The organism is Pantoea sp. GD03673, from assembly GCF_029844725.1.
Classification (GTDB): domain Bacteria; phylum Pseudomonadota; class Gammaproteobacteria; order Enterobacterales; family Enterobacteriaceae; genus Pantoea.
The window spans coordinates 201,975-224,393 of the sequence record NZ_JAOCKJ010000006.1 but is presented as its reverse complement, the minus strand read 5'-3'; the positions used below and the strand labels follow the sequence as shown (position 1 = coordinate 224,393).

Annotated in this window: 19 protein-coding genes and 1 tRNA gene; 17 read left to right on the top strand and 3 right to left on the bottom strand. The window is 54.3% G+C overall.

Annotated elements, in window-relative coordinates; genetic code table 11:
- Positions 1–105 precede the first annotated feature (105 nt).
- The 10 genes from prfC (at position 106) to mrdA (ending at position 11,461) form a co-directional block, all read left to right on the top strand.
- A complete protein-coding gene (gene prfC / locus N5J69_RS13505; protein WP_279770966.1) occupies positions 106–1,692 on the top strand; it encodes a peptide chain release factor 3 in 1,587 nt (528 codons plus the stop codon).
- 257 nt (positions 1,693–1,949) lie between these two features.
- Positions 1,950–2,564 (top strand): molecular chaperone OsmY, encoded by a 615-nt coding sequence (osmY, locus tag N5J69_RS13500; RefSeq protein ID WP_279770964.1) that lies wholly within the window; start codon positions 1,950–1,952, stop codon positions 2,562–2,564.
- 98 nt (positions 2,565–2,662) lie between these two features.
- Entirely contained in the window at positions 2,663–2,824 is a 162-nt protein-coding gene (locus N5J69_RS13495; RefSeq protein ID WP_003848537.1) for a DUF1328 domain-containing protein, read from the top strand.
- Between the two features lie 221 nt (positions 2,825–3,045).
- Complete coding sequence (locus tag N5J69_RS13490) at positions 3,046–4,098, top strand: patatin family protein (protein ID WP_279770962.1); 1,053 nt, start codon at positions 3,046–3,048, stop codon at positions 4,096–4,098.
- On the top strand, positions 4,095–4,892 hold the full coding sequence (locus N5J69_RS13485; protein WP_279770960.1) for a TatD family hydrolase: 798 nt from the start codon (positions 4,095–4,097) through the stop codon (positions 4,890–4,892). Before N5J69_RS13490 ends, N5J69_RS13485 begins: the two co-directional genes overlap by 4 nt.
- Positions 4,893–5,138: 246 nt before the next feature.
- Complete coding sequence (gene deoC, locus N5J69_RS13480) at positions 5,139–5,918, top strand: deoxyribose-phosphate aldolase (RefSeq protein ID WP_279770958.1); 780 nt, start codon at positions 5,139–5,141, stop codon at positions 5,916–5,918.
- Between the two features lie 62 nt (positions 5,919–5,980).
- A complete protein-coding gene (gene deoA / locus N5J69_RS13475) occupies positions 5,981–7,309 on the top strand; it encodes a thymidine phosphorylase (protein WP_279770957.1) in 1,329 nt (442 codons plus the stop codon).
- 95 nt (positions 7,310–7,404) lie between these two features.
- Positions 7,405–8,628: a phosphopentomutase gene (gene deoB, locus N5J69_RS13470; protein WP_279770956.1), complete on the top strand. Its 1,224-nt coding sequence runs from the start codon at positions 7,405–7,407 to the stop codon at positions 8,626–8,628.
- A gap of 27 nt (positions 8,629–8,655) precedes the next feature.
- The gene (gene deoD / locus N5J69_RS13465) at positions 8,656–9,369 is read left to right on the top strand and encodes a purine-nucleoside phosphorylase (RefSeq protein ID WP_010248951.1); all 714 of its coding nucleotides are present in this window, start codon (positions 8,656–8,658) and stop codon (positions 9,367–9,369) included.
- A gap of 220 nt (positions 9,370–9,589) precedes the next feature.
- Entirely contained in the window at positions 9,590–11,461 is a 1,872-nt protein-coding gene (mrdA, locus tag N5J69_RS13460) for a penicillin-binding protein 2 (protein WP_279770954.1), read from the top strand.
- 28 nt (positions 11,462–11,489) lie between these two features.
- Here mrdA and N5J69_RS13455 read toward each other — a convergent pair whose 3' ends face one another.
- Complete coding sequence (locus N5J69_RS13455; RefSeq protein WP_279770952.1) at positions 11,490–12,809, bottom strand: PAS domain-containing methyl-accepting chemotaxis protein; 1,320 nt, start codon at positions 12,807–12,809, stop codon at positions 11,490–11,492.
- A 224-nt stretch (positions 12,810–13,033) separates the two neighbouring features.
- On the opposite strand from N5J69_RS13455, the gene N5J69_RS13450 reads away from it, so the two are divergent.
- The 5 genes from N5J69_RS13450 (at position 13,034) to N5J69_RS13430 (ending at position 16,807) form a co-directional block, all read left to right on the top strand.
- A tRNA-Phe gene (locus N5J69_RS13450) sits at positions 13,034–13,109 on the top strand.
- Positions 13,110–13,428: 319 nt separating this feature from the next.
- Positions 13,429–14,394, top strand: a complete 966-nt coding sequence (locus N5J69_RS13445) for a sensor domain-containing diguanylate cyclase (protein ID WP_279770950.1) — start codon at positions 13,429–13,431, stop codon at positions 14,392–14,394.
- Positions 14,395–15,138: 744 nt separating this feature from the next.
- Positions 15,139–15,303 (top strand): general stress protein, encoded by a 165-nt coding sequence (locus N5J69_RS13440; RefSeq protein WP_004571242.1) that lies wholly within the window; start codon positions 15,139–15,141, stop codon positions 15,301–15,303.
- 504 nt (positions 15,304–15,807) lie between these two features.
- Positions 15,808–16,290 carry a DUF892 family protein gene (locus tag N5J69_RS13435; RefSeq protein WP_033784034.1) on the top strand — a complete coding sequence of 161 codons (483 nt, stop codon included), beginning with the start codon at positions 15,808–15,810 and terminating at the stop codon, positions 16,288–16,290.
- A 10-nt stretch (positions 16,291–16,300) separates the two neighbouring features.
- Entirely contained in the window at positions 16,301–16,807 is a 507-nt protein-coding gene (locus N5J69_RS13430; RefSeq protein WP_279770948.1) for a DUF892 family protein, read from the top strand.
- Between the two features lie 72 nt (positions 16,808–16,879).
- Here the strand turns inward: N5J69_RS13430 and treF are convergent, their stop codons facing one another.
- Both treF and N5J69_RS13420 read right to left on the bottom strand, forming a co-directional pair.
- Positions 16,880–18,538 (bottom strand): alpha,alpha-trehalase TreF, encoded by a 1,659-nt coding sequence (gene treF / locus N5J69_RS13425; protein ID WP_279771226.1) that lies wholly within the window; start codon positions 18,536–18,538, stop codon positions 16,880–16,882.
- Positions 18,539–18,890: 352 nt separating this feature from the next.
- On the bottom strand, positions 18,891–19,748 hold the full coding sequence (locus tag N5J69_RS13420; protein WP_279770946.1) for an SDR family oxidoreductase: 858 nt from the start codon (positions 19,746–19,748) through the stop codon (positions 18,891–18,893).
- A gap of 98 nt (positions 19,749–19,846) precedes the next feature.
- On the opposite strand from N5J69_RS13420, the gene N5J69_RS13415 reads away from it, so the two are divergent.
- Entirely contained in the window at positions 19,847–20,227 is a 381-nt protein-coding gene (locus tag N5J69_RS13415; protein WP_279770944.1) for a helix-turn-helix domain-containing protein, read from the top strand.
- A 778-nt stretch (positions 20,228–21,005) separates the two neighbouring features.
- Positions 21,006–22,418: a cytochrome ubiquinol oxidase subunit I gene (locus tag N5J69_RS13410; protein ID WP_279770942.1), complete on the top strand. Its 1,413-nt coding sequence runs from the start codon at positions 21,006–21,008 to the stop codon at positions 22,416–22,418.
- Position 22,419 lies beyond the last annotated feature (1 nt).

Genomic DNA, 22,419 nt, shown 5'->3' with positions numbered 1-22,419 from the left:
GACGAAAGGTCGTTCTGGCACCGTTTACCCGCCGGTAAGGTTCTGCCGGCCACCGTGATTTATCAGCAGCGCCCGTACGTTGCGCTGCCTATTGAGAAGAATTCCATGTCTAATCCCTTTTTAGAAGAGGTGGCACGCCGCCGCACCTTCGCGATCATTTCGCACCCGGATGCCGGTAAAACCACCATTACCGAAAAAGTGTTGCTGTTCGGACAGGCTATCCAGACCGCCGGTACGGTAAAAGGCCGTGGCTCTAACCAGCACGCTAAGTCGGACTGGATGGAGATGGAGAAACAGCGTGGTATCTCCATCACCACGTCGGTGATGCAGTTCCCTTACCGCGATAGCCTGGTGAACCTGCTGGATACCCCAGGTCACGAAGATTTCTCGGAAGATACCTACCGTACGCTGACCGCGGTTGACTGCTGCCTGATGGTGATCGATGCCGCTAAAGGCGTCGAGGATCGTACCCGCAAGCTGATGGAAGTTACCCGTCTGCGCGATACGCCCATCCTGACCTTTATGAACAAACTTGACCGTGACATCCGCGATCCCATGGAGCTGCTGGATGAAGTTGAGAGCGAGCTGAAAATTGCCTGCGCACCGATCACCTGGCCTATTGGCTGCGGCAAGCTGTTCAAAGGGGTTTACCACCTTTACAAAGATGAGACCTATCTTTATCAGACCGGTAAAGGCCACACCATTCAGGATGTCCGCATCGTGAAGGGGCTGAATAACCCGGATCTGGACGCCGCCGTCGGTGAAGATCTGGCGACGCAGCTGCGTGAAGAGCTGGAGCTGGTGCAGGGGGCATCGCACGAGTTCGAGCAGGAGGCCTTCCTGAATGGCGAACTGTCGCCGGTCTTCTTCGGCACCGCGCTGGGTAACTTTGGCGTTGACCATATGCTGGACGGCCTGGTTGCCTGGGCACCGCGTCCGATGCCACGTGAGACCGACACCCGCACGGTTGAAGCGAAGGAAGAGAAGTTCACCGGCTTCGTATTTAAGATCCAGGCCAACATGGACCCGAAACACCGCGACCGCGTCGCCTTTATGCGTGTGGTCTCGGGTAAATATGAAAAAGGGATGAAACTGCGTCAGGTGCGCACCGGCAAGGATGTGGTGATCTCCGACGCCCTGACCTTTATGGCGGGTGACCGTTCACACGTGGAAGAGGCCTGGCCCGGCGATATCATCGGTCTGCATAACCACGGCACCATTCAGATTGGCGACACCTTTACCCAGGGTGAAAACATGAAGTTCACCGGCATTCCGAACTTCGCGCCAGAGCTGTTCCGCCGTATTCGTCTGCGCGATCCGCTGAAGCAGAAACAGCTGCTGAAAGGGCTGGTTCAGCTGTCGGAAGAGGGCGCGGTGCAGGTGTTCCGTCCGGTGCATAACAACGATCTGATTGTGGGCGCGGTCGGGGTACTGCAGTTTGATGTGGTGGTGGCACGTCTGAAAAGCGAATATAACGTCGAAGCAATCTATGAAGCTATCAACGTCTCTACGGCGCGCTGGGTTGAATGCAGCGACGCGAAAAAGTTTGAGGACTTCCAGCGTAAAAACGAAGTTAACCTGGCACTCGATGGCGGCAATAATTTGACTTATATCGCGCCGACCATGGTTAACCTCAATATTACTCAGGAACGTTACCCCGACGTCAGTTTCCGTAAAACGCGCGAGCACTAATCGCCTGTTTCCGGGCCATTCCAGCAGGGAATGGCCCTGATTTCTCCGCTCCAGACTCCTCCTAAAAAATCCGTTTTTCTTCTGTTTTGACGTGCGATCAACCAGTTAGCCAGGCAAAACACAAAATGCCGTCTATGATTATTTTATCGGACGGCGAAAGAGACTTCTCTTGTCCTTACGTCCTGTAACGCAGCGGCACCTGTGCCTCTGTTTCGCCCACAGTTTTGGGTGAGTTAACTGATAGAAGGAAGATATCGATGAACAAGACTAAGATTGCTAAGACCCTGATGGCCGCCATGATTGGTTCAGCACTGATCAGCGGCAGCGCACTGGCTGACGAATCGCTTTCTCAGAAAGCGTCACAGACAGCTGACAGCGCGGGTTCGAAAATCGATAGTTCTATGAAAAAAGTCGATGGTTTTATGGATGACAGCGGCATCACCGCCAAAGCCAAAGCGGCACTGGTGGATGACGACGCAATTAAAAGCACGGATATCTCGGTGAAAACGCACAGCGGCGTCGTGACCTTAAGTGGTTTCGTCACCTCACAGGATCAGGCTGAAAAGGCTGTGGCTGTGGTGCAGAAAATCGAAGGTGTTAAATCCGTCAGCGATAAACTACACGTCAGAGACAGCAAAACCTCTTCAATGAAAGGTTATGCAGGCGATGCCGCTACGACCAGCGAAATTAAAGCTAAGCTATTAGCAGATGACATTGTTCCGTCGCGCAACGTTAAAGTTGAGACTACCGACGGTGTTGTTCAGCTTTCAGGGCATGTTGCTAATCAGGCACAGTCAGACCGTGCTGAAAGCATCGCTAAAGCCATTGAAGGCGTGAAAAGCGTTAAGAATGACCTGACGGTTAAATCTTAATAGCTTGCGTGCGGTCACTCAGGTGGCCGCACGAATAAAAGACACCCATCCGGGGATGAAATAAGCAGGTCGAATTTAAATAGGGTAAGGAGAGGCTTATGTTTCGTTGGGGCATTATTTTTCTGGTGATCGCACTGATCGCTGCAGCGTTAGGTTTTGGCGGTTTAGCGGGCACAGCAGCATGGGCAGCTAAAGTTGTCTTCGTCGTTGGTATTATCCTGTTCCTCATCAGCCTGTTTACCGGCCGTAAAAAGCTTTAGCCGATGAGTCCTGCAGCGTAACACAACGCAAAGCATAGAGCGGAGACCAGTCATCTGCAGCGACTGACGTGAAGAGAGGGAGCTCTTCACATCGCTGCGATGGCAAGCCAGCCCGACTGGCCTGCCGGTTAAAGGATGATATGACTGGTTCTCCGGAATGCTGCCGTCGTCAACGGATTCCTCCTCCAGCATGCCCGGAACCCTTTCCTGAGGTTCTCACAGTGGGTATACGCATTCCTGTTACACTCGGTACTATTGAACCTCTGGCCCTGACCCCTTTCAAAGCGCAGAAAATTGCCCTGGTATGTGAAGGCGGCGGTCAGCGCGGCATTTTTACCGCAGGCGTATTAGATGAATTTCAGCGCGCCCGATTTAATCCCTTTCAGCTGATGCTCGGCACCTCTGCCGGTGCGCAAAATCTTTCTGCCTTTGTCTGTGGTCAGCCCGGTTATGCCCGCCGTGTGATTACCCGCTATACCACCAGTAAACTCTTTTTTGATCCGCTGCGCTTTGTGCGCGGAGGCAACCTGATTGACCTCGACTGGCTGATTGATATCACGCGCAGTGAGTTTCCGCTGGCGATGAGCAGCGCAGAACAGCTGTTCTCCAGCGGCCGCGAGTTTTATATGTGCGCCTGCCGCAGCGACGACTACACACCCGGCTACTTTAATCCCACGGCCGATAACTGGCTGGATTTGATTAAAGCGTCCAGTGCCATACCCGGTTTTTACCGGCTGGGCGTCAATCTGGAAGGGATCAGCTATCTTGATGGCGGCATCAGCGATGCGATTCCGGTACGCGAGGCCGCACGTCGCGGTGCCGATACCATTGTGGTGATCCGCACGGTGCCGTCGCAGATGTTCTACACCCCGAAATGGTTTAAGCGCATGGAGCGCTGGCTCAGCACTGGCGCGTTGCAGCCGATGATCAACGTGCTGAACAAGCATGAGCAGAGCTATCAGGAAATTCAGCAGTTCATTGAGAATCCCCCCGATGACTTACGCATTATCGAAATCTTTCCGCCGCGTGTGCTGGCCAGCAGTGCGCTGGGCAGTCGTGTTGCTGCGCTGAATCAGGATTATCATCTGGGGCGGCGCTGCGGTCGCTATTTCCTCGCCACGCTGGGCCAGTGGCTGAGCGACGCCGAACCGCTGACCTCCGCGCGCATCGTCACGCCGCCTGCGCCGGTCGCCAATGCACCCGATACCCGCCTGATCATCACGCCGTCGCTGGCAGAGAATGATGCGGATTACGACAAAGGATCGCTGGCATGAAGTTTATCGACACGCACTGTCATTTCGACTTTCCGCCCTTTGAAGGGGACGTTACCGCCAGCCTGGCGCGCGCCGCTGAGGCGGGTGTGGAGAAGATCATCATCCCGGCGATTGATGCCAGTCGCTTTGAGCGGGTCTGCGCGCTGGCTGCGGCCCATCCGCCACTTTACGCGGCGCTGGGCCTGCATCCCATCGTCATTGAAGATCACCAGGAGGCCCATCTCGATCAGCTGGAAACCTTTTTGCAACAGCGGGCGCGTAAGGTGGTCGCGATCGGCGAGATCGGGCTGGATCTCTATCGTGACGATCCGCAGTTTGATAAGCAGCAACGCTTTCTTGAGGCGCAGCTGAAGCTGGCGAAACGCTATCAGCTGCCGGTGATCCTGCATTCGCGCCGGACCCATGACAAGCTGGCACAGCTTCTGCGTCGTCACGACCTGCCGCGTCGTGGCGTGGTGCACGGTTTCGCGGGCAGCCTGCAACAGGCGCAGGCCTTTATTAAGCTGGGTTATGCAATTGGCATCGGCGGAACCATTACCTATGAACGCGCCAGCAAAACCCGTCAGACCGTGTCACAGCTGCCGCTCTCTGCGCTGTTGCTGGAAACTGATGCACCCGACATGCCGCTGCAGGGCTTTCAGGGTCAGCCAAACCGGCCTGAACGGGCGCGTCAGGTGTGGGAGGTGCTCTGCAGCCTGCGTGAAGAGTCACCCGACGAGATTGCCGATGCGCTCTGGCACAACAGCCAGCAGCTGTTTCAGCTCGATCCCGCTTTTCCGGCGCGGCGCAACTGACCGGCACTGCCGCATCGAATCTGCACGACGCGCTTAAATGTGATAATAGTAACATTGCGCCCGCTGGCGTATAATGGCCACTGAACGCTGTTATATGCGATTTTAATCACACTGAGCGTGGAAAAATTGCATCAATTTCTTATTCCTCTGTGACTGCTGGCACATATCAGGCCGCTTCTGAGTGTTATTATTATAACATTCCGCCGGCAAGCCGGTGGGTTGCACCCCGATCCTTTGGAGAGCCTCATGACCGACAGTAAATCTCTTGCCCTGCGCGCCCTGCAACTGATGGATTTAACGACCCTGAATGACGACGACACCGACGCAAAAGTGATCGCCCTGTGTCATCAGGCTAAATCCCCGGCAGGCAACACCGCCGCCATCTGTATCTATCCGCGCTTTATTCCGGTTGCGCGTAAAACGCTGCGGGAGCAGGGGACGCCAGAGATCCGCATCGCCACGGTGACAAATTTCCCGCACGGCAACGACGACATCGACATTGCGCTGGCAGAGACCCGCGCCGCCATCGCCTACGGTGCTGATGAAGTGGATGTGGTCTTCCCGTATCGCGCACTGATTGCCGGTAACAGCCAGGTCGGTTTCGATCTGGTGAAAGCCTGTAAATCTGCCTGTGCTGACGCGGATGTGCTGCTGAAAGTGATCATCGAAACCGGTGAGCTGAAAGAGGAAGCGCTGATCCGTCAGGCTTCTGAAATTGCTATCGACGCAGGTGCCGATTTCATTAAAACTTCCACCGGTAAAGTGCCGGTAAACGCCACGCCACAAGTCGCGCAGATCATGATGAATGTGATCCGTGATAAAGGCGTCAGCAAGCAGGTTGGCTTTAAACCTGCGGGCGGCGTGCGTACCGCTGAAGATGCCGCGATCTATCTGCAAATGGCGGAAGATACGCTGGGTGCCGACTGGGCCGATGCGCGCCATTTCCGCTTTGGTGCATCCAGCCTGCTGGCGAGCCTGCTCAACACCCTGGGTCATGACAGCGACACCAGCAAAGCGGGTTACTGATCCCTCAGGCGGTCGCTGACCGCCTGTTTCTTACCCCAATTTCCCTGAACCAGGGGGCTACCTTGTTTCTGCCACAAGAAATTATTCGCAAAAAACGTGACGGTCAGGCGCTGACTGAAGAGGAGATTCGCTTCTTCATTAACGGCGTGCGTGATAATACCGTCTCAGAAGGTCAGATTGCCGCGCTGGCAATGACCATCTATTTTCATGACATGACGCTGCCTGAGCGGGTTGCGCTGACGATGGCGATGCGTGATTCCGGTACGGTACTTAACTGGAAATCACTGAACCTTAACGGGCCGGTGGTGGATAAGCACTCGACCGGCGGCGTTGGCGATGTGACGTCGCTGATGTTAGGGCCAATGGTCGCCGCATGCGGCGGATATGTGCCGATGATCTCCGGTCGTGGCCTTGGTCATACCGGTGGCACGCTGGATAAACTGGAAGCAATTCCGGGATTCGATATCTTCCCCAGCGATGACCGCTTCCGCGACATCATTAAGCAGGTTGGTGTGGCGATTATCGGCCAGACCAGCTCGCTGGCCCCGGCGGATAAGCGCTTCTACGCGACGCGTGACATCACCGCTACCGTGGACTCCATTCCGCTGATTACCGCCTCGATTCTGGCGAAGAAGCTGGCCGAAGGACTGGATGCGCTGGTGATGGATGTCAAAGTGGGTTCCGGCGCGTTTATGCCGACCTATGACGCGTCAGAACGTCTGGCACAGTCGATTGTTGGCGTCGCCAACGGCGCAGGCTGCCAGACCACCGCGCTGCTGACGGATATGAATCAGGTGCTCGCCTCGTCTGCCGGAAACGCGCTGGAAGTGCGCGAAGCGGTGCGCTTCCTTACCGGTGAGCAGCGGAATCCGCGCCTGCTGGAAGTGACGCTGGCGCTCTGCAGCGAGATGCTCATCTCCGGCAAACTGGCCGCCAGCGACACCGAAGCGCGTCAGAAGCTGATGGCGGTACTGGATAACGGAAAAGCGGCTGAGGTGTTTGGCCGCATGGTCGCTGCCCAGCAGGGACCGGCGGATTTTGTTGAACGCTATGACACCTGGCTGCCACAGGCCACGCTGAGCAAGCCGGTCTATGCCGACCAGCCTGGTGTTGTCAGCAGCATGGATACCCGTGCGCTGGGTCTGGCGGTCGTGGCGATGGGCGGTGGACGTCAGCGCGCCAGCGACAGCATTGATTACAGCGTTGGCTTCAGCGAGATGATCACCCTGGGCGAACGTGCCGATGCGCAGCGTCCGCTGGCGGTGATTCACGCCAGCAGCGAAGACAAATGGCAGCAGGCCGCGGCGGCGGTTAAAGCCGCAATGGTACTCAGTGATTCAGCACCGGCTGAGACGCCGGTTGTCTATCGCCGTGTGAGCGATATCAGCTAACTGACCAGTAACCGGTGCCAGCCGCGATGCATTCGGGTATACTGATCTGATCGCTTTTTTTTGACTTGTCACGCGCCGATGCGCAGGAGACTTGCATGAAACGTGCTTTTATTATGGTTCTCGATTCCTTTGGAATTGGCGCCAGTAAAGATGCCGATAAATTCGGCGACGCAGGTTCAGATACCCTGGGTCACATCGCTGAAGCCTGTTTTAAAGGTGAAGCGGACAAGGGACGTCAGGGCCCTTTGCATCTGCCTAATCTCACCGCGCTGGGTCTGGGCAAAGCGGCTGAGCTGTCGACCGGCCGCTTCCCGGCGGGGCTGGATGCTGAAGCGACGATCACCGGCGCGTATGCTTACGCCAGTGAGCTTTCGTCAGGTAAAGATACGCCGTCAGGCCACTGGGAGATCGCGGGGGTACCCGTGCTGTTTGACTGGGGCTACTTCAGCGACAAAGAGAACAGCTTCCCGCAGGCACTGCTGGACAGGCTGGTTGAGCGCGCCGATCTGCCGGGCTATCTCGGCAACTGCCACTCTTCAGGTACGGTGATCCTCGACCAGCTGGGCGAAGAGCACATGAAAACCGGTAAGCCGATTTTCTATACCTCTGCGGACTCCGTGTTCCAGATCGCCTGTCATGAAGAGACCTTTGGTCTTGATCGTCTTTATGCGCTGTGCGAAATCGCCCGTGAAGAGCTGACCGAAGGGGGCTACAACATTGGCCGCGTTATCGCCCGTCCGTTTGTGGGTGACAAAGCGGGTCAGTTTGAGCGTACGGGTAACCGTCACGACCTGGCGGTCGAGCCGCCGTCAGCCACCATGCTGAAAAAGCTGGTGGATGAGAAGGGCGGTCACGTGATCTCCGTAGGTAAAATCGCTGACATCTATGCTGAGCAGGGCATTACCAAAAAGGTCAAAGCGACCGGTCTGGATGCGCTGTTTGACGCGACGATTCAGGAGATGAAAACCGCGCCGGATCAGGCGATTGTTTTCACCAACTTCGTTGATTTTGACTCGACCTGGGGACATCGCCGCGATGTAGCCGGTTATGCTGGCGGGCTGGAGCTGTTTGACCGCCGTCTGCCTGAGCTGATGGCATTGGTCGGGGAAGATGACATCCTGATCCTGACCGCTGACCACGGCTGTGACCCGACCTGGGAAGGCACGGAGCACACGCGTGAGCACATTCCGATTCTGATCTACGGCCCGAAAGTCGAGCCGGGTTCACTGGGCTACCGCGAGACTTTCGCCGATATTGGTCAGACAATTGCACACTATTTTGGCCTGTCCGAAATGGACTATGGCAAGAACATGCTGTAAATCAGCACTTTAATAAGGATTTAAACAATGGCAACCCCTCATATCAATGCTGAAATGGGTGATTTCGCAGACGTCGTGCTGATGCCCGGCGATCCGCTGCGTGCAAAACACATCGCAGAAACCTTCCTGGAAAACCCGGTTGAAGTGAACAACGTGCGTGGGATGCTGGGCTACACCGGCACCTATAAAGGCCGTAAAGTCTCTGTGATGGGTCACGGAATGGGTATCCCTTCCTGCTCCATCTACACCAAAGAGCTGATCACGGACTTCGGCGTGAAGAAGATCATTCGTGTCGGCTCCTGCGGTGCCGTGCGTGCTGATGTCAAACTGCGTGATATCGTGATCGGTATGGGTGCCTGCACCGATTCCAAAGTGAACCGTATGCGTTTCAAAGATCACGACTTTGCGGCAATTGCGGACTTCGACATGGTGCGTAACGCAGTTGATGCAGCGAAAAACCTGGGCGTTGAAGCGCGTGTCGGTAACATCTTCTCTGCCGATCTCTTCTACACCCCGGATCCGCAGATGTTCGACGTGATGGAAAAATATGGCATCCTCGGCGTTGAGATGGAAGCCGCCGGTATTTACGGTGTAGCCGCTGAGTTTGGTGCGAAAGCGCTGACCATCTGTACCGTATCGGACCATATCCGTACGCACGAGCAGACCACCGCTGCTGAGCGCCAGACAACCTTCAACGACATGATCAAAATTGCGCTGGAGTCTGTCCTGCTGGGTGATTAACCGGCGTGGCGGGTAACGTTTCCCGCCTGCTGTCTTAGCCCTGTTCAGATCCTCCTCTGCCGGAGGATCTGCCTTTCCTGCCTTGCCGTTCCGGTAACATTCACATCAAATGACACACTTTTGCCGAGGCTTGTGCATCTTCGCGCTGGCACGTCTGCGATCGCGCTTTATCATGTTACGCCACAACAGATAATAATTAATCGCCTGATAATGCCCCCTGATGAACTTTCGTAACTTCGACGCTGAAGAGAAGCTGTTTGCCCGTCGCGCCGCAATCGCCTTTGCTCTGGTCTGTATCTGTTTCACGATTCTTGGCATAAACCTTTTTCGTCTGCAGGTGCGCGACCATGCCTACTACCAGACGCGCTCCAACCAGAACGACATCAAGATGATCCCCATCGCCCCCACGCGCGGGCTGATTTATGACCGTAACGGTATCCCGCTGGTGCGCAACGTCAGCTGGTATGCCATTACGCTGACGCCTTACAAAATTACCGATATGGAAGCCACGCTGCGGGCGCTGACGCCGATCGTTAATCTGACCGCCGGGGAGATCGACACCTTTCGTCATGCGCTGAAGCAGACCAGCCGCTACAAGCCGGTGATGCTGAAAGAGGAGCTGACCGAGGAACAGGTCGCCCGCTTTGCGGTTAATCAGTTCCGCTTTACCGGTGCCAGTATTGAGACCTACCAGGATCGTGAATATCCCTATGGGGCCGATCTTGCCCATGTGATCGGTTATGTGTCGAAAATCAACGATAACGACTACAAACGGCTGAATGCAGAGGGGATTGCCGAAAACTATGCGGCTGACCATAACATCGGTAAGCAGGGAATAGAGGGCTATTACGAAGCGCTGCTGCATGGCAAGCCGGGCTATCAGGAAGTGGAAGTGGATAACCACGGCCGCATTGTGCGGGTGCTGAAAGAGGTGCCGCCGGTGGCGGGTAAAAACCTGACGCTGACGCTGGATCTTCATCTGCAACAGTATGTGGAGAGCCTGCTGGCGGGGCAGCGTGCGGCGCTGCTGATTGAAGATCCGCACGACGGCTCCGTGCTGGCGATGGTCTCCAGTCCCAGCTACGACCCCAACCCGTTTGTGAAAGGCATCAGCTATCAGGCCTATAAAAAGCTGTTGCAGGACAAAGACCTGCCGCTGATCAACCGCGTCACGCAGGGGCTGTATCCGCCCGCCTCGACGGTGAAGCCTTATATGGCGATGTCAGCGCTGCTGACCCATGTGATTACGCCGCAGTCGCAGTTCTTTGGCGCGCCCACCTGGACTTTACCGGGCACGGACCGGCGCTACCGTGACTGGAAAAAAACCGGGCACGGTATGCTGGATGTGACCCGGGCGATTGAAGAGTCGGCCGACACCTTCTTTTATCAGGTGGCTTTCATGATGGGCATTGATCGGATCCACACCATGCTTAGCCAGTTTGGCTATGGCAAATCGACCGGCATCGACCTGAATGAGGAGTACAACGGGTTGCTGCCGAGCCGTGAATGGAAGCAGAAGGTGCATAAAAAAGCCTGGTATCAGGGCGATACGGTTTCAGTAGGCATTGGCCAGGGCTACTGGATTGCGACACCGATTCAGATGGTGAAAGCGATGGTGGCGCTGATCAACAACGGTCGCGTCATCGCCCCGCATCTGCTGGAGAAAACCCAGCGCGGCACGCTTGTTGAGAACTACCATCCGCAGCAGGGCGAGACGCAGATTGGCGATCCCCATTCACCCTACTGGTCACTGGTTCGCCACGCGATGTTTGGCATGGCGAATGCACCCAACGGCACCGGCTATAAATATTTCCATACGGCCCCTTATGGCATCGCCGCAAAAAGCGGAACTTCGCAGGTGTTCAGCCTGCGTCAGAACCAGACTTATAACGCGAAGATGATCCCGGTGCGGTTGCGCGACCATATCTTTTATACCGCTTTTGCGCCTTTTAACGATCCCAAAGTGGCGGTGGCGTTGATTCTGGAGAATGGGGGCGGGGAAGGGGTAACGGCTGCGCCAGTGATGCGGGATATTCTGGACCATATCTTTATCCCGCCGGTGCCCGACGCGCCGGTTCAGGCCACACCGTAGCAAAGGGGGCGAATGCCCCCGCAGAGCATCAGACCTTCAGCGTTTTAGTGACCTGGCCGATAGCACGCACCACGTCCGTTGCGCCTTCACGGATTTCTGCAATCACGCCGCCCGCTTCCTGCGCCAGCTGTACGCCCTGATCGGCACGCTTCAGGTTTGATTCAATCCCTTTCAGCGCCCGGCTCGCCAGCAGATGGTTTTGCTGTATGCGATTTTCAATGTCGGTGGTTGCGCGATTGATATTGGCTGCCAGCGTGCGGACTTCGTTGGCCACCACCGCAAAGCTGCGGCCATGCGTTCCGGCGCGTGCCGCTTCAATGGCGGCATTCAGCGCCAGCAGGTTAGTCTGATCGGCTATCCGGCGGATACCTTCCACAATCGCGCCGATACGATCGGAAGATTCACTCAGGCCGCTGATATCCCCGGAGATGTCCTGCAGTTCACCCGCCAGCGCGTTCATGGTGTGCACGCTGCTGGCAATCACATCGGCTCCCAGCTTTGTGCTTTCATCCGTTTGCAGCGCGGTATGATAAGCCCGTTGCGCCGCGTCAGACTCCTGCTGATTTTTTTCCACCTGTGCGGTCACATCCGTGGCGAATTTTACGATTTTGTAGAGCCTGCCCTGTTCGTCGAACACGGGGTTGTAAGTGGCACGCAGCCAGACCGTCTCGCCTCGTTTATTCACCCGTGGAAACTGACCGGAGACAAATTCCCCCCGATTGAGCTGCTGCCAGAACGCGTTATATTCCCGGCTGTCACGTACTGCCTGTGAACAGAAGTGACTGTGGTGAATGCCTTCTACCTCTTCACGACGGTATCCCATGGTTTTTAAAAAGTTGTCATTGGCTTTAAGCACTTCACCCTTGAGGTTAAAGGCGATGACCGCCATCGACCGTTCAATGGCGGTGGTAATGGCGCGCTGCTCCTGTGCATCGTTGATATGGCCCGTGATGTCGGTGGCCAGTTTGACGATTTTAATCACCCGCCCATGACGGTTCTGCACCGGCACATAGTTGGCTTCCAGCCAGATCGGACGGCTGTTTTTCGCCATACGCAGAAACTTATTACTGAAGCTTTCGCCCCGGTTCAGCCGCAGCCAGAAACCCTGATAGTCCCGCGACTGAAGCTGCTCCGGCGTGCAGAACAGGCTGTGATGCTGGCCTTCAATCTCTGTCAGCGTGTAGCCCATCCGGGCCAGAAAAAGGGCGTTTGCGCTGAGAATGGTGCCATCGGGTGAGAATTCAACCATGGCGATGGAGCCGTTGAGCGAGCTCAGCGTGGCCGCTGAATGTGAGCGCTTCTGCCAGCTGTGGCGCGAAACAATTCCTGATGTAATGGTGGAAAACATGACGATCCTTATTATTAGTGTGGGATTCGCCCTATTTATCGGCATTCGCGCGGCACAATGGAGCCTTTGCAGCTCCGCTGGCTAAAATTTATCCTGACAGTCGTCACGTTTTTTGCTTAAAGCCAGCAACAGTTGGCGGGTTGATGGAAAAGCGGTCATCCGATGTGATTTTTGGTGAAAAGCGTTTGACGCTGCCGGGCCGCTTTGGTTTAATGCGCCCCGTTGCCCGAATAGCTCAGTCGGTAGAGCAGGGGATTGAAAATCCCCGTGTCCCTGGTTCGATTCCGGGTTCGGGCACCATATTTAAAGAACCCGCCTCTGGCGGGTTTTTGCGTTCTGGCGGAAACGCCTTATCAGAGCGTCGCCAGACTCGCCGCGCCTGAACATTCCCATTTTCATCTCTCACTGGTCCATTCCCCCTTTAAACCTTGTGGCAATACAAACAGATTTCACGGCGAAACCAATTTGCCGGTTCGCCTCTGTGCTGTGTTGTCAGACCCGCACCGCCTGATGTGCTGTCCAGCCTGCAATTGACCGCGACTAATCGTGTTTTATAAGCCACCCTTTACAGAATCCACCTGACAGGCACAATAGCCCTTTTTCCATTCCCGTTACGGTCATGTCAGAAGAAGCGCTGCGTCTGCAGATACAGAACCTGAAAAAGCATAATGCGCGTCTGAAGCGTATAGCGCATGACGCCCGCACAAAACTTAACGCGGCGCTGGATGGCACCGGACTGTTCCTGTGGCAGCTCGATATTCCCAGCGGCAAACTGGTGATCTTCAACCGGCGCTGGGGCGCAATGCTGGGCTTCCAGCCGAAAGAGACTGACGCCACGTTTGAATCCTGGAAAGAGAGCCTGCATCCCGACGATGCCGCCGAGGTTTTGCGGTCATTTTATGATCACATTGCCGGAAAAGCGCCTTACTACGAGGCGCTGCACCGCATGATCGCAAAAAACGGCAGCATTGCCTGGGTGCTGGATCGTGGCCGGGTCAGTGAATGGAATGCGCAGGGAGAGCCGGTTAAAGTGATCGGCACCCACATCGACATGACCAAAGAGAAGCAGTATGAAGAGCAGCTCGCCCTGCTGGCGCTGCACGATCCGCTCACGATGCTCAACAACCGCCATGCCCTGCAAAATGATTTCTGTGAGATGAAAGCGCAGGGGCCGCTCTGCGTTGTCTTTATTGACCTGGATAACTTCAAACACGTTAACGACACCCTGGGGCATCGCAGCGGTGATGAAGTGTTGATTCAGTTAAGTCAGCGATTGACTGCGCTTTCTCCGGCAGAGGTGATCATTGGCCGGCTCGGCGGCGATGAGTTCGTTCTGTTATTGCCGTTTGCGCTTAACCACCCGCAGGTCAGACAGCTGGCGCATGCCTGCCTTGACGCAGTCCTGAAACCGTTTGATTTAGCCAACGGGCACGCGACTATTGGCGCTTCAGTGGGGGTGTCACAGGTTGAGGTAAAAGATGACTTTGATACCGCACTGGCGCGTGCTGATGAAGCAATGTACCGCATTAAGAAAAACGGCAAGCGCGGTGTCGCCTTTGATCCCGCCGTGTCTCAACCGCTCTGACGCTGGCGGGCATTGACCCCTACACGACCATTCGCACACTCACTCCCCGACGGACACTGCCTGATCCCATCCGGCCTATTTTACATCCGGCCATCTGCCGCTCACGAAACCTATGAATTTCCCCACAGAAAACACTTTTTAGTACTATTCCGAAAACGCACTGTTCATCGGCGGATTACCCGGATATTACCGCTTCGCTTACGGGCGAATATCTGCACCCGCAACGGCGTGTCATTCTGATCAAAATTTTCATTAAATCAGTACAATTGATCATTTATCGATCGAAATCAGCTGTTTTCAGCAGGTAAGCTCAAAGCCTTGCGTCTCGCTTAATTTTGAGTGCCGGACAAAAGAGGTGAATTGTATTTAGCGCTTCGCTTAGGGAAATTGATCGTTTGTTGATCATCTTCACTAACTATTATTGGTGAAGTTATCCTGGTGCCGCTTCGGTTACTATTTTTTCAATTGGACATTTTTCGAAAACGATCGATTAATAGGGCGCGGCGATTTTCCTAAGGAAAGTTTTCAATGCCGCTGCTCTTTATGGAATAGAAAAGAGCGATAGTTGAAATGCGTTACCAATCTGGATGAGGGGTGAGCGACCAATAAGCAGGATTGGCAACGGCATTTTTATTTTTGTAGCTTGATCGCGCCGATTTTCTGTCTACATTTATGTTGCTGAATCGGCCTGATTAAGCATTAACTGTGCAAATTCTGATTTTAATTTTCAAAGAGGAACACAGAATGACTCAATATCGAGGTGGGGCCGGAAATTTTGCGGCCGACAAAGAGCGGGCTGCGGAAGCAGGACGCAAAGGTGGCCAGAAAAGCGGCGGGAACTTTAAGAACGATCCCGAACGTGCCATTGAAGCCGGACGCAAGGGAGGTAAGGTAAGCCGCAGAAGCTAAACGCTTTTAATGCTGCTGTAACGGCAGTTTATTGCGTTTGCGGGGCTGTACAGATTCACGTTTCCTTTGCCTGCAAGATAATTACCTCCTGAATTATGTCTCTGATTTATCATTGACACAGCGAGGCACTATTAATTAAACCGGTTGGGTTTTCCCTGCCGGTTTTTTTATTTCCGATCGAATAAAGCTATACGGTTTAATAAAAGCTTGTACAACTAAGTTTTGACTGGTGCTTTTTTTATGCGCGTAATCTGAAAAATGTATACAGCGTTTTATTGTTTTGTACAAATTCCGCCATCGCTAGCGAAGCCGCAGCCATAAAAACATTTCCCCGCTAAATGTCTGCTGTAAAAAGGAAAATGCATTTTGCATGCCACTTTTGTCTTAAATTCATACTGCCACAGCGTGCGATATTAAGAATCTCCACTAAACTTTTCAGGTGTCAACGATATGACTGGCGTTGCGTTATTACCGACGCAGCTTTTTAATCAATGAGGCTATCTTATGACAGTGAAAACGTTAAACGACCTGTTCATCCATGACCTATCCGATGTATACAGCGCTGAGAAACAGATAACCCGTGCATTGCCTAAAATGGCGCGTGCTGCCAGTGACGAAAATCTTATCGCTGCGTTTAATCAGCATCTTGAAGAGACCCGTGCTCAGATTGAACGACTCGATGAACTGGTAGACGTGACACCTGAAGTCAAAATCAAAAGAATGAAATGCCACGCGCTCGAAGGCCTGGTTGAAGAGGCGCAGGAAATTATCGACTCGGTCGAAAAAGGCGAAGTCCGCGATCAGGGGCTGATTGGTGCGGCACAGAAAGTTGAGCACTATGAGATTGCCACCTATGGCACGCTGCATGCGCTGGCGCTGAAGCTGGGTTACACCAAAGCCGCTGAGCTGCTGGCAGCTACCCTGAATGAAGAGAAACAAACGGATGAGAAACTCACCTCAGTAGCCGAGGCTATTACCGTCTCTTAAGGAGTGACACATGACTGCGATTGAACATTATCATGACTGGCTGCGCGATGCGCATGCAATGGAAAAGCAGGCAGAAAGCATGCTGAGCAAGATGGCGGGCCGTCTTGAACACTATCCGGCGCTGGAGCAGCGTCTGGCGCAACATCTGGAAGAGACTAAGCATCAGCTGACCCTGCTGGAACAGCTGCTCGACAGCCACAGTATCGATCACTCTGTAATGAAAGATGCGATGGGTAAAATGGCGGCGACCGGCCAGGCGGTGGGCGGTATGTTTAACTCAGATGAAGTCGTAAAGGGTGCCATCAGTGGCTACGTCTTTGAAAATGCTGAGATCGCCAGCTACACCAGCCTGATTGCTGCGGCAGAGCAGGTGGGCGATACGCAGGGCGTACGCATACTGAATGAGATCCGCGATCAGGAAGTGGCGATGGCGGAGTGGCTGCTGCACAACCTGCCTGACGTGACCCGGCAGTTCCTGCAACGTGCGTCGCAACCGGGTGCTGAAGCGAAGAAGTAGCGCCGGAAAGCCTGCATGAAAAAAGCCGGGGATTACCCGGCTTTTGCGTTAATGCCTGTCAGACTGTGGATCTCAGTCAGCCATCAAATGGCCATACATCGTCATCAGCTTCCGGGTAACGCCGTTAGTCCAGCCGAAACCATCCTGTAAGGGGTATTCGCCGCCGCCGCCAGGACGGGCGCGCTCGCCGCTGATGTCATACTTCTCGACCAGCTTGTGGTGAAGCTGATAGAAATTATTGACTGTGTTAAGCCAGTTCACCGCCACTTCACTCGCCAGCGTCTCTTCACCGTAATTATTCAGACCGACCACCGCCATCCACTGCATCGGTGCCCAGCCGTTGGGGCGATCCCACTGCTCACCGCTTTCCACCATTGAGGTCAGCAGGCCGCCGTTGCTCAGCAGCAGGTGACGCAGAGAGATTGCCTGCAGGTGCGCCTGATGCGGTGTTGCCAGACCCACAAACAGCGGGACCACCGAGGCCACGGTAAAGGCACCAAAACGCTCGCGACGCCAGTCGTAGTCACGGAACACACCCGCCGTGCTGTCCCACAGATAGCGGGTGATGGCACGTTTACGCGCCTCTGCTTTTTTCTGCCACGCCAGCGCCGTCAGCTCTTCGCCTTTGGCATGCGACAGGGTGGCGATCATCAGCTCCAGCTTGTACAGAAACGCGTTCAGATCGATAGGGATAAACTGCGTAGTACGGATACTCGACAGCCGTTTCGGATTACGCAGCCAGCGCGACGAGTAATCCCAGCCCGACTCCGCACCGGCACGCAGGTCACGATAGACTTCGCTGGCCGGACGTTTAGATTCACGGGCAGTTTCGACATCTTCCATCCACGACTCATCACGTGGGGTATCGCGGTCATCCCAGTAGCGGTTGAGCAGCGAGCCATTTGGCATCCGCACGACGTGACGATAGGCCTGGTTTGGCATCAGTGAACCGGCACCATCCATCCAGAACTGATACTCCTTCATCAGCTGTTCCTGATAACGCCTTGCACCGCGCACGCCATCTTCTTCGAACAGCTCTACCATCAGGGCAAAGACCGGCGGCTGAGAACGGCTGAGATAGTAAGTGCGGTTACCGTTCGGCACATGACCGTAGTTATCGATCAGCCAGGCAAAGTTATCTGCCATGTGACGCAGCAGATCATCACGGCCTGATTCAGCCAGGCCCAGCATGGTGAAATAGGAGTCCCAGTAGTAAGTTTCGCCAAAACGCCCGCCCGGCACCACATAGGGTTTCGGTAACGGCAGCAGCGATGAGTGCGGCATGTGCTGCTGCGGCATTTTGGTCAGAACCGGCCACAGGTCATCAATATGCTCGTTAAGCGTTTTATCCGGATTGGAGACATAAAAGCTTTCATTTACGCCAGGCAGATAAAAGTGATCGGCGACAAAACGCGACAGGTCGAAATCACTGCTGCGTTTCTGTCGACGATAGCGCATCAGCACATCCAGCGGATCGTACTTAGGCGAACAGTCGGGGAAGGTTTTACTGTCCTCGAAAATTCGTGACATCTGGACATGTTCAAACAGTTCCAGATAACGATCGGCAGGGGTCAGCGCATCCGGTGCCGGTAAGCCTTCAATCAGCTCCGGTTCCGGTTCAGAATCCTGCATGCGATCCAGTTTCAGTTCATGGGGATCGTATTGATACTCAACTTCCGCCCCGGCACGAACCTCTTCAGGTGCATTTTGTTGCTGGCGATGGGTATTAATAACGGCCTCCTGAGCGGTCGTGGTTGCACAAAGGAGAAATTATAGCCCTCTCATCCTGCGGAACAACAATGCAGAATATCTATGAACGTAATAAAAATTGTCTATTAATCGAGGTTTTTTAATAAATTCCAGTCAATTCAACCAAATATATCGGTGTTCACAAAAAACACATTTCGGATGAATCTCTTAGCGACATGAATAAAAAAATTTAACCTGAAGAAAACAGACGTCTGTTAACATTTTGCAAAACAAACCGCTGCGGTAAGAGGGTGCAGAAAATGGCATACGCAACGGAAAGTCAGGCAGGAGAGGGAAGCGAGCGGACCGGGTTGTCCGCTCAGAAACAGCAGAATTAACGGTTCGCCAGCGCAGCGCGAATCACTTCCTGCCAGGAGGTTGTCGGGCGACCAATCAGTTTGCTCAGCTGATGGGAATCATTAAACAAACCCCCTTTTTCTGCACCGGCATCGGAATCTGCCAGCATCTCTGCCAGACCGTCTGGCAGACCCGCGTTTTTCAGCGCGGCGGCAAAGTCATGCTGAGACAGATTAACGTAGTCGACCTGCTCACCACTCTGTGCAGCAATCTCCGCGGCAAACTCTGCCAGCGTGTAACTGTCGTCGCCCGAGAGTTCGTACACGTTGCCCGCCTGATCGTCACGGGTCATCACTTCGGCTGCGGCTTCAGCGTAATCCTGACGGGCAGCCGAGGCGATACGACCTTCACCTGCCGCGCCGATAAACGCATGATGCGTCAGCGCCGGTGGAATGCTGGCGGCGTAGTTTTCGGTGTACCAGCCGTTACGTAGCAGGGCGAAAGGGATGCCAGAGGCGCTCAGCAGCGCTTCTGTTGCGCGGTGCTCAGTGGCTAAACCCAGCGGTGAGGTATCCGCATGCAGCAGGCTGGTATAGGCGATAAAGCCCACGCCCGCCGCACGTGCCGCCTCAATGACGGCGTGATGTTGCGCTTCGCGCTTGCCCACTTCACTGCCAGAGATCAGCAGCAGCTTATCCACGCCTGCAAAAGCGGCCTCCAGCGTCTCTGGCTGCTCATAATCGGCCTGGCGGACAATCACGCCCAGCGCTGCAAGGTCGGCCGCTTTGGCGGGCGTACGCACAGCGGCAACAATCTCTGCCGCCGGGACTTTTTTCAGTAATGCATCGATAACGATTCGGCCCAGCTGGCCGGTGGCACCTGTAACGGCAATCATGTGATGACTCCTGTGGCTGTTGGTGAAATCCAGACTACGGTATAAACTAATTTTTAGTAAGTACTTACAGAATTGTTAGTTTGAGGTGAACAGATTAAATGTCTGAAAAGCTGAGTGAAAAATTTAGTCGTGGCGAACTGCTTAACGTTAACTGCCCGTCGCGCGACGTACTGAAACGGGTAACCAGCCGCTGGAGCGTACTGATTCTGCTGGCCCTGCAGGACCAGACGCTGCGCTTCAGTGCGTTGCGCCGGGCGGTCGGCGGTGTCAGTGAACGGATGCTGGCCCAGAATCTGCGTTATCTGGAAGAAGATGGCTTCGTGCAGCGCATCGCCTACGATGTGGTACCGCCGCACGTGGAATATCGTCTGACCGCACTGGGTCGCGAAGTTAGCGAACAGGTTGTGGGGCTGGCGGACTGGCTGGAGCTGAACCTGAGCCGGATTCTGGCGCAGCGTGAAAAATCGGCAGCAGAGTAGCATCCCTTCCTGTCAGCAACCTCAGCGTGATGGCGCAGGTTGCCTGGCAGGAGATGCCTGAACTGTTCTTCTCACCTTTCACGCAACGAAACCGGAATAACGTAACGGCAGCGAAAATAACCCCAGCGGCTTTTCGCAACGTTGCGGATTATTAAATCAGTTTATCAACCTCTGGCCCGGAATAATGGACCGCCCTGGGCGCGCTGTTAATTCATCACGGCTTTTTGACTCATTTTTTTAACATTTACGGCAGCGCTTAAATCCAGCTTTCTGTCTATTTCCTGCCAGAATCCAGCGCTGAATTTAGCCGGATAAAGCAAAAAAACAAACAAAGCGGTACGGGTCACCGTTTACTGATTTAACCTGCTAATAAATAAGATTATTTAAAATTCCCATTCTCAGATTTGACCTTTTTGTTATCCGGGTTTATAACAAAATAGCGTCTGAAAACAGCCGGTTGATGGCTTTTTTTAGTCAGGATTTGTGTTGCCGTTGCGAAATTTTAAAGTGACAAATACCGTAACATTAACGACACATAAACACGCTCTGATTAACCTTTAAGCCTTATTTTTAAATAAGTAATTCCCGCTAAAAACAATGATCAAAATCAACAAAGACTGTTATAGTTTTCATTAACCCCACTGTTTCTGTTTCCCCGGCGCAAATAGTTCTAAATTTGCGGCGGGAATTTCAATAAGCGCAGAGAAGTCAGCGCATCAGGCTTAAGTTGTTAATTATAAGTAAATACATGGTGTTCTATGTGGCAAAGAGGTAAGCAATGTTCGGATTAGATGCCTTTCATCTGGCCAGGATTCAGTTCGCATTTACTGTTTCCTTCCATATTATCTTTCCCGCCATCACCATCGGTCTCGCCAGTTTCCTGGCTGTACTCGAAGGTATGTGGCTCAAAACCCGCGATCAAAGCTATCGCGATCTCTACCATTTCTGGTCCAAAATCTTTGCCGTTAACTTCGGTATGGGTGTGGTATCAGGGCTGGTGATGGCGTATCAGTTCGGCACCAACTGGAGCGGCTTCTCGGAGTTTGCTGGCAGTATCACCGGTCCGCTGCTGACCTATGAAGTGCTGACGGCGTTCTTCCTGGAAGCGGGCTTCCTGGGCGTGATGCTGTTTGGCTGGAATCGCGTAGGGCCGGGTCTGCACTTCTTTGCCACCTGTATGGTCGCCCTCGGTACGCTGATTTCGACCTTCTGGATCCTGGCCTCTAACAGCTGGATGCATACCCCGCAGGGTTACATCATTCAGAATGGCATTGTGGTTCCGCAGGACTGGTTCAAAATCGTTTTTAACCCCTCTTTCCCTTACCGGTTGTTCCATATGTCGGTGGCGGCGTTCCTGGCGAGTGCCTTCTTTGTGGGGTCGTCGGCGGCCTGGCATCTGCTCAAGGGCAACAACAATCCCGCAATCCGCCGGATGTTCTCTATGGCGTTGTGGATGGCGCTGATCGTGGCACCGATTCAGGCAATGATTGGTGATGCCCACGGTCTGAACACGCTGGAACACCAGCCTGCCAAAATCGCGGCGATTGAAGGACACTGGGAAAACCCGCCGGGTGAGGCCACGCCGCTGATCCTGTTTGGTATTCCGGACATGGAGCAGGAGCGCACCAAATATGCGCTGGAAGTGCCTTACCTCGGCAGTCTGATTCTGACCCACAGTCTGGACAAGCAGGTGCCGGCCCTGAAGTCGTTCCCGAAAGAGGATCGACCCAATTCAACAGTGATTTTCTGGTCCTTCCGCGTAATGGTGGCGCTGGGCCTGCTGATGATCACGCTGGGCGTGGTCAGCCTGTGGCTGCGGTTCAAAGGGCGTCTTTTTGAGTCGCGTCCTTTCCTGTGGTTTGCGCTGCTGATGGGACCATCGGGTCTGATTGCGATTCTGGCTGGCTGGTTTACCACTGAAATCGGGCGTCAGCCGTGGGTGGTTTATGGCGTGCAGCGCACCATTGATGCGGTCTCGGCACATGGCGATATGCACATGAGCATCAGCCTGCTGGCCTTTATTCTGGTCTACAGCTCGGTGTTTGGCGTGGGGTATCACTACATGATGCGTCTGATTAAGCAGGGACCGGTTGTCGGCGAAGGTCATATCACCGAAGAGGGCGGACCGGGTCAGAAGAAAACGCCAGCGCGTCCACTTTCCGCTGCCACCTTTAAGGATGGAGACCACTAAG

What these genes read in the sequence shown, in the direction of transcription:
- prfC (WP_279770966.1), top strand. Translation starts at nt 106, where the DNA reads ATGTCTAATCCCTTTTTAGAAGAGGTGGCACGCCGCCGCACCTTCGCG.
- osmY (WP_279770964.1), top strand. Translation starts at nt 1,950, where the DNA reads ATGAACAAGACTAAGATTGCTAAGACCCTGATGGCCGCCATGATTGGT.
- N5J69_RS13495 (WP_003848537.1), top strand. Translation starts at nt 2,663, where the DNA reads ATGTTTCGTTGGGGCATTATTTTTCTGGTGATCGCACTGATCGCTGCA.
- N5J69_RS13485 (WP_279770960.1), top strand. Translation starts at nt 4,095, where the DNA reads ATGAAGTTTATCGACACGCACTGTCATTTCGACTTTCCGCCCTTTGAA.
- deoC (WP_279770958.1), top strand. Translation starts at nt 5,139, where the DNA reads ATGACCGACAGTAAATCTCTTGCCCTGCGCGCCCTGCAACTGATGGAT.
- deoB (WP_279770956.1), top strand. Translation starts at nt 7,405, where the DNA reads ATGAAACGTGCTTTTATTATGGTTCTCGATTCCTTTGGAATTGGCGCC.
- deoD (WP_010248951.1), top strand. Translation starts at nt 8,656, where the DNA reads ATGGCAACCCCTCATATCAATGCTGAAATGGGTGATTTCGCAGACGTC.
- mrdA (WP_279770954.1), top strand. Translation starts at nt 9,590, where the DNA reads ATGAACTTTCGTAACTTCGACGCTGAAGAGAAGCTGTTTGCCCGTCGC.
- N5J69_RS13455 (WP_279770952.1), bottom strand. Translation starts at nt 12,809, where the DNA reads ATGTTTTCCACCATTACATCAGGAATTGTTTCGCGCCACAGCTGGCAG.
- N5J69_RS13445 (WP_279770950.1), top strand. Translation starts at nt 13,429, where the DNA reads ATGTCAGAAGAAGCGCTGCGTCTGCAGATACAGAACCTGAAAAAGCAT.
- N5J69_RS13440 (WP_004571242.1), top strand. Translation starts at nt 15,139, where the DNA reads ATGACTCAATATCGAGGTGGGGCCGGAAATTTTGCGGCCGACAAAGAG.
- N5J69_RS13435 (WP_033784034.1), top strand. Translation starts at nt 15,808, where the DNA reads ATGACAGTGAAAACGTTAAACGACCTGTTCATCCATGACCTATCCGAT.
- N5J69_RS13430 (WP_279770948.1), top strand. Translation starts at nt 16,301, where the DNA reads ATGACTGCGATTGAACATTATCATGACTGGCTGCGCGATGCGCATGCA.
- N5J69_RS13420 (WP_279770946.1), bottom strand. Translation starts at nt 19,748, where the DNA reads ATGATTGCCGTTACAGGTGCCACCGGCCAGCTGGGCCGAATCGTTATC.
- N5J69_RS13415 (WP_279770944.1), top strand. Translation starts at nt 19,847, where the DNA reads ATGTCTGAAAAGCTGAGTGAAAAATTTAGTCGTGGCGAACTGCTTAAC.
- N5J69_RS13410 (WP_279770942.1), top strand. Translation starts at nt 21,006, where the DNA reads ATGTTCGGATTAGATGCCTTTCATCTGGCCAGGATTCAGTTCGCATTT.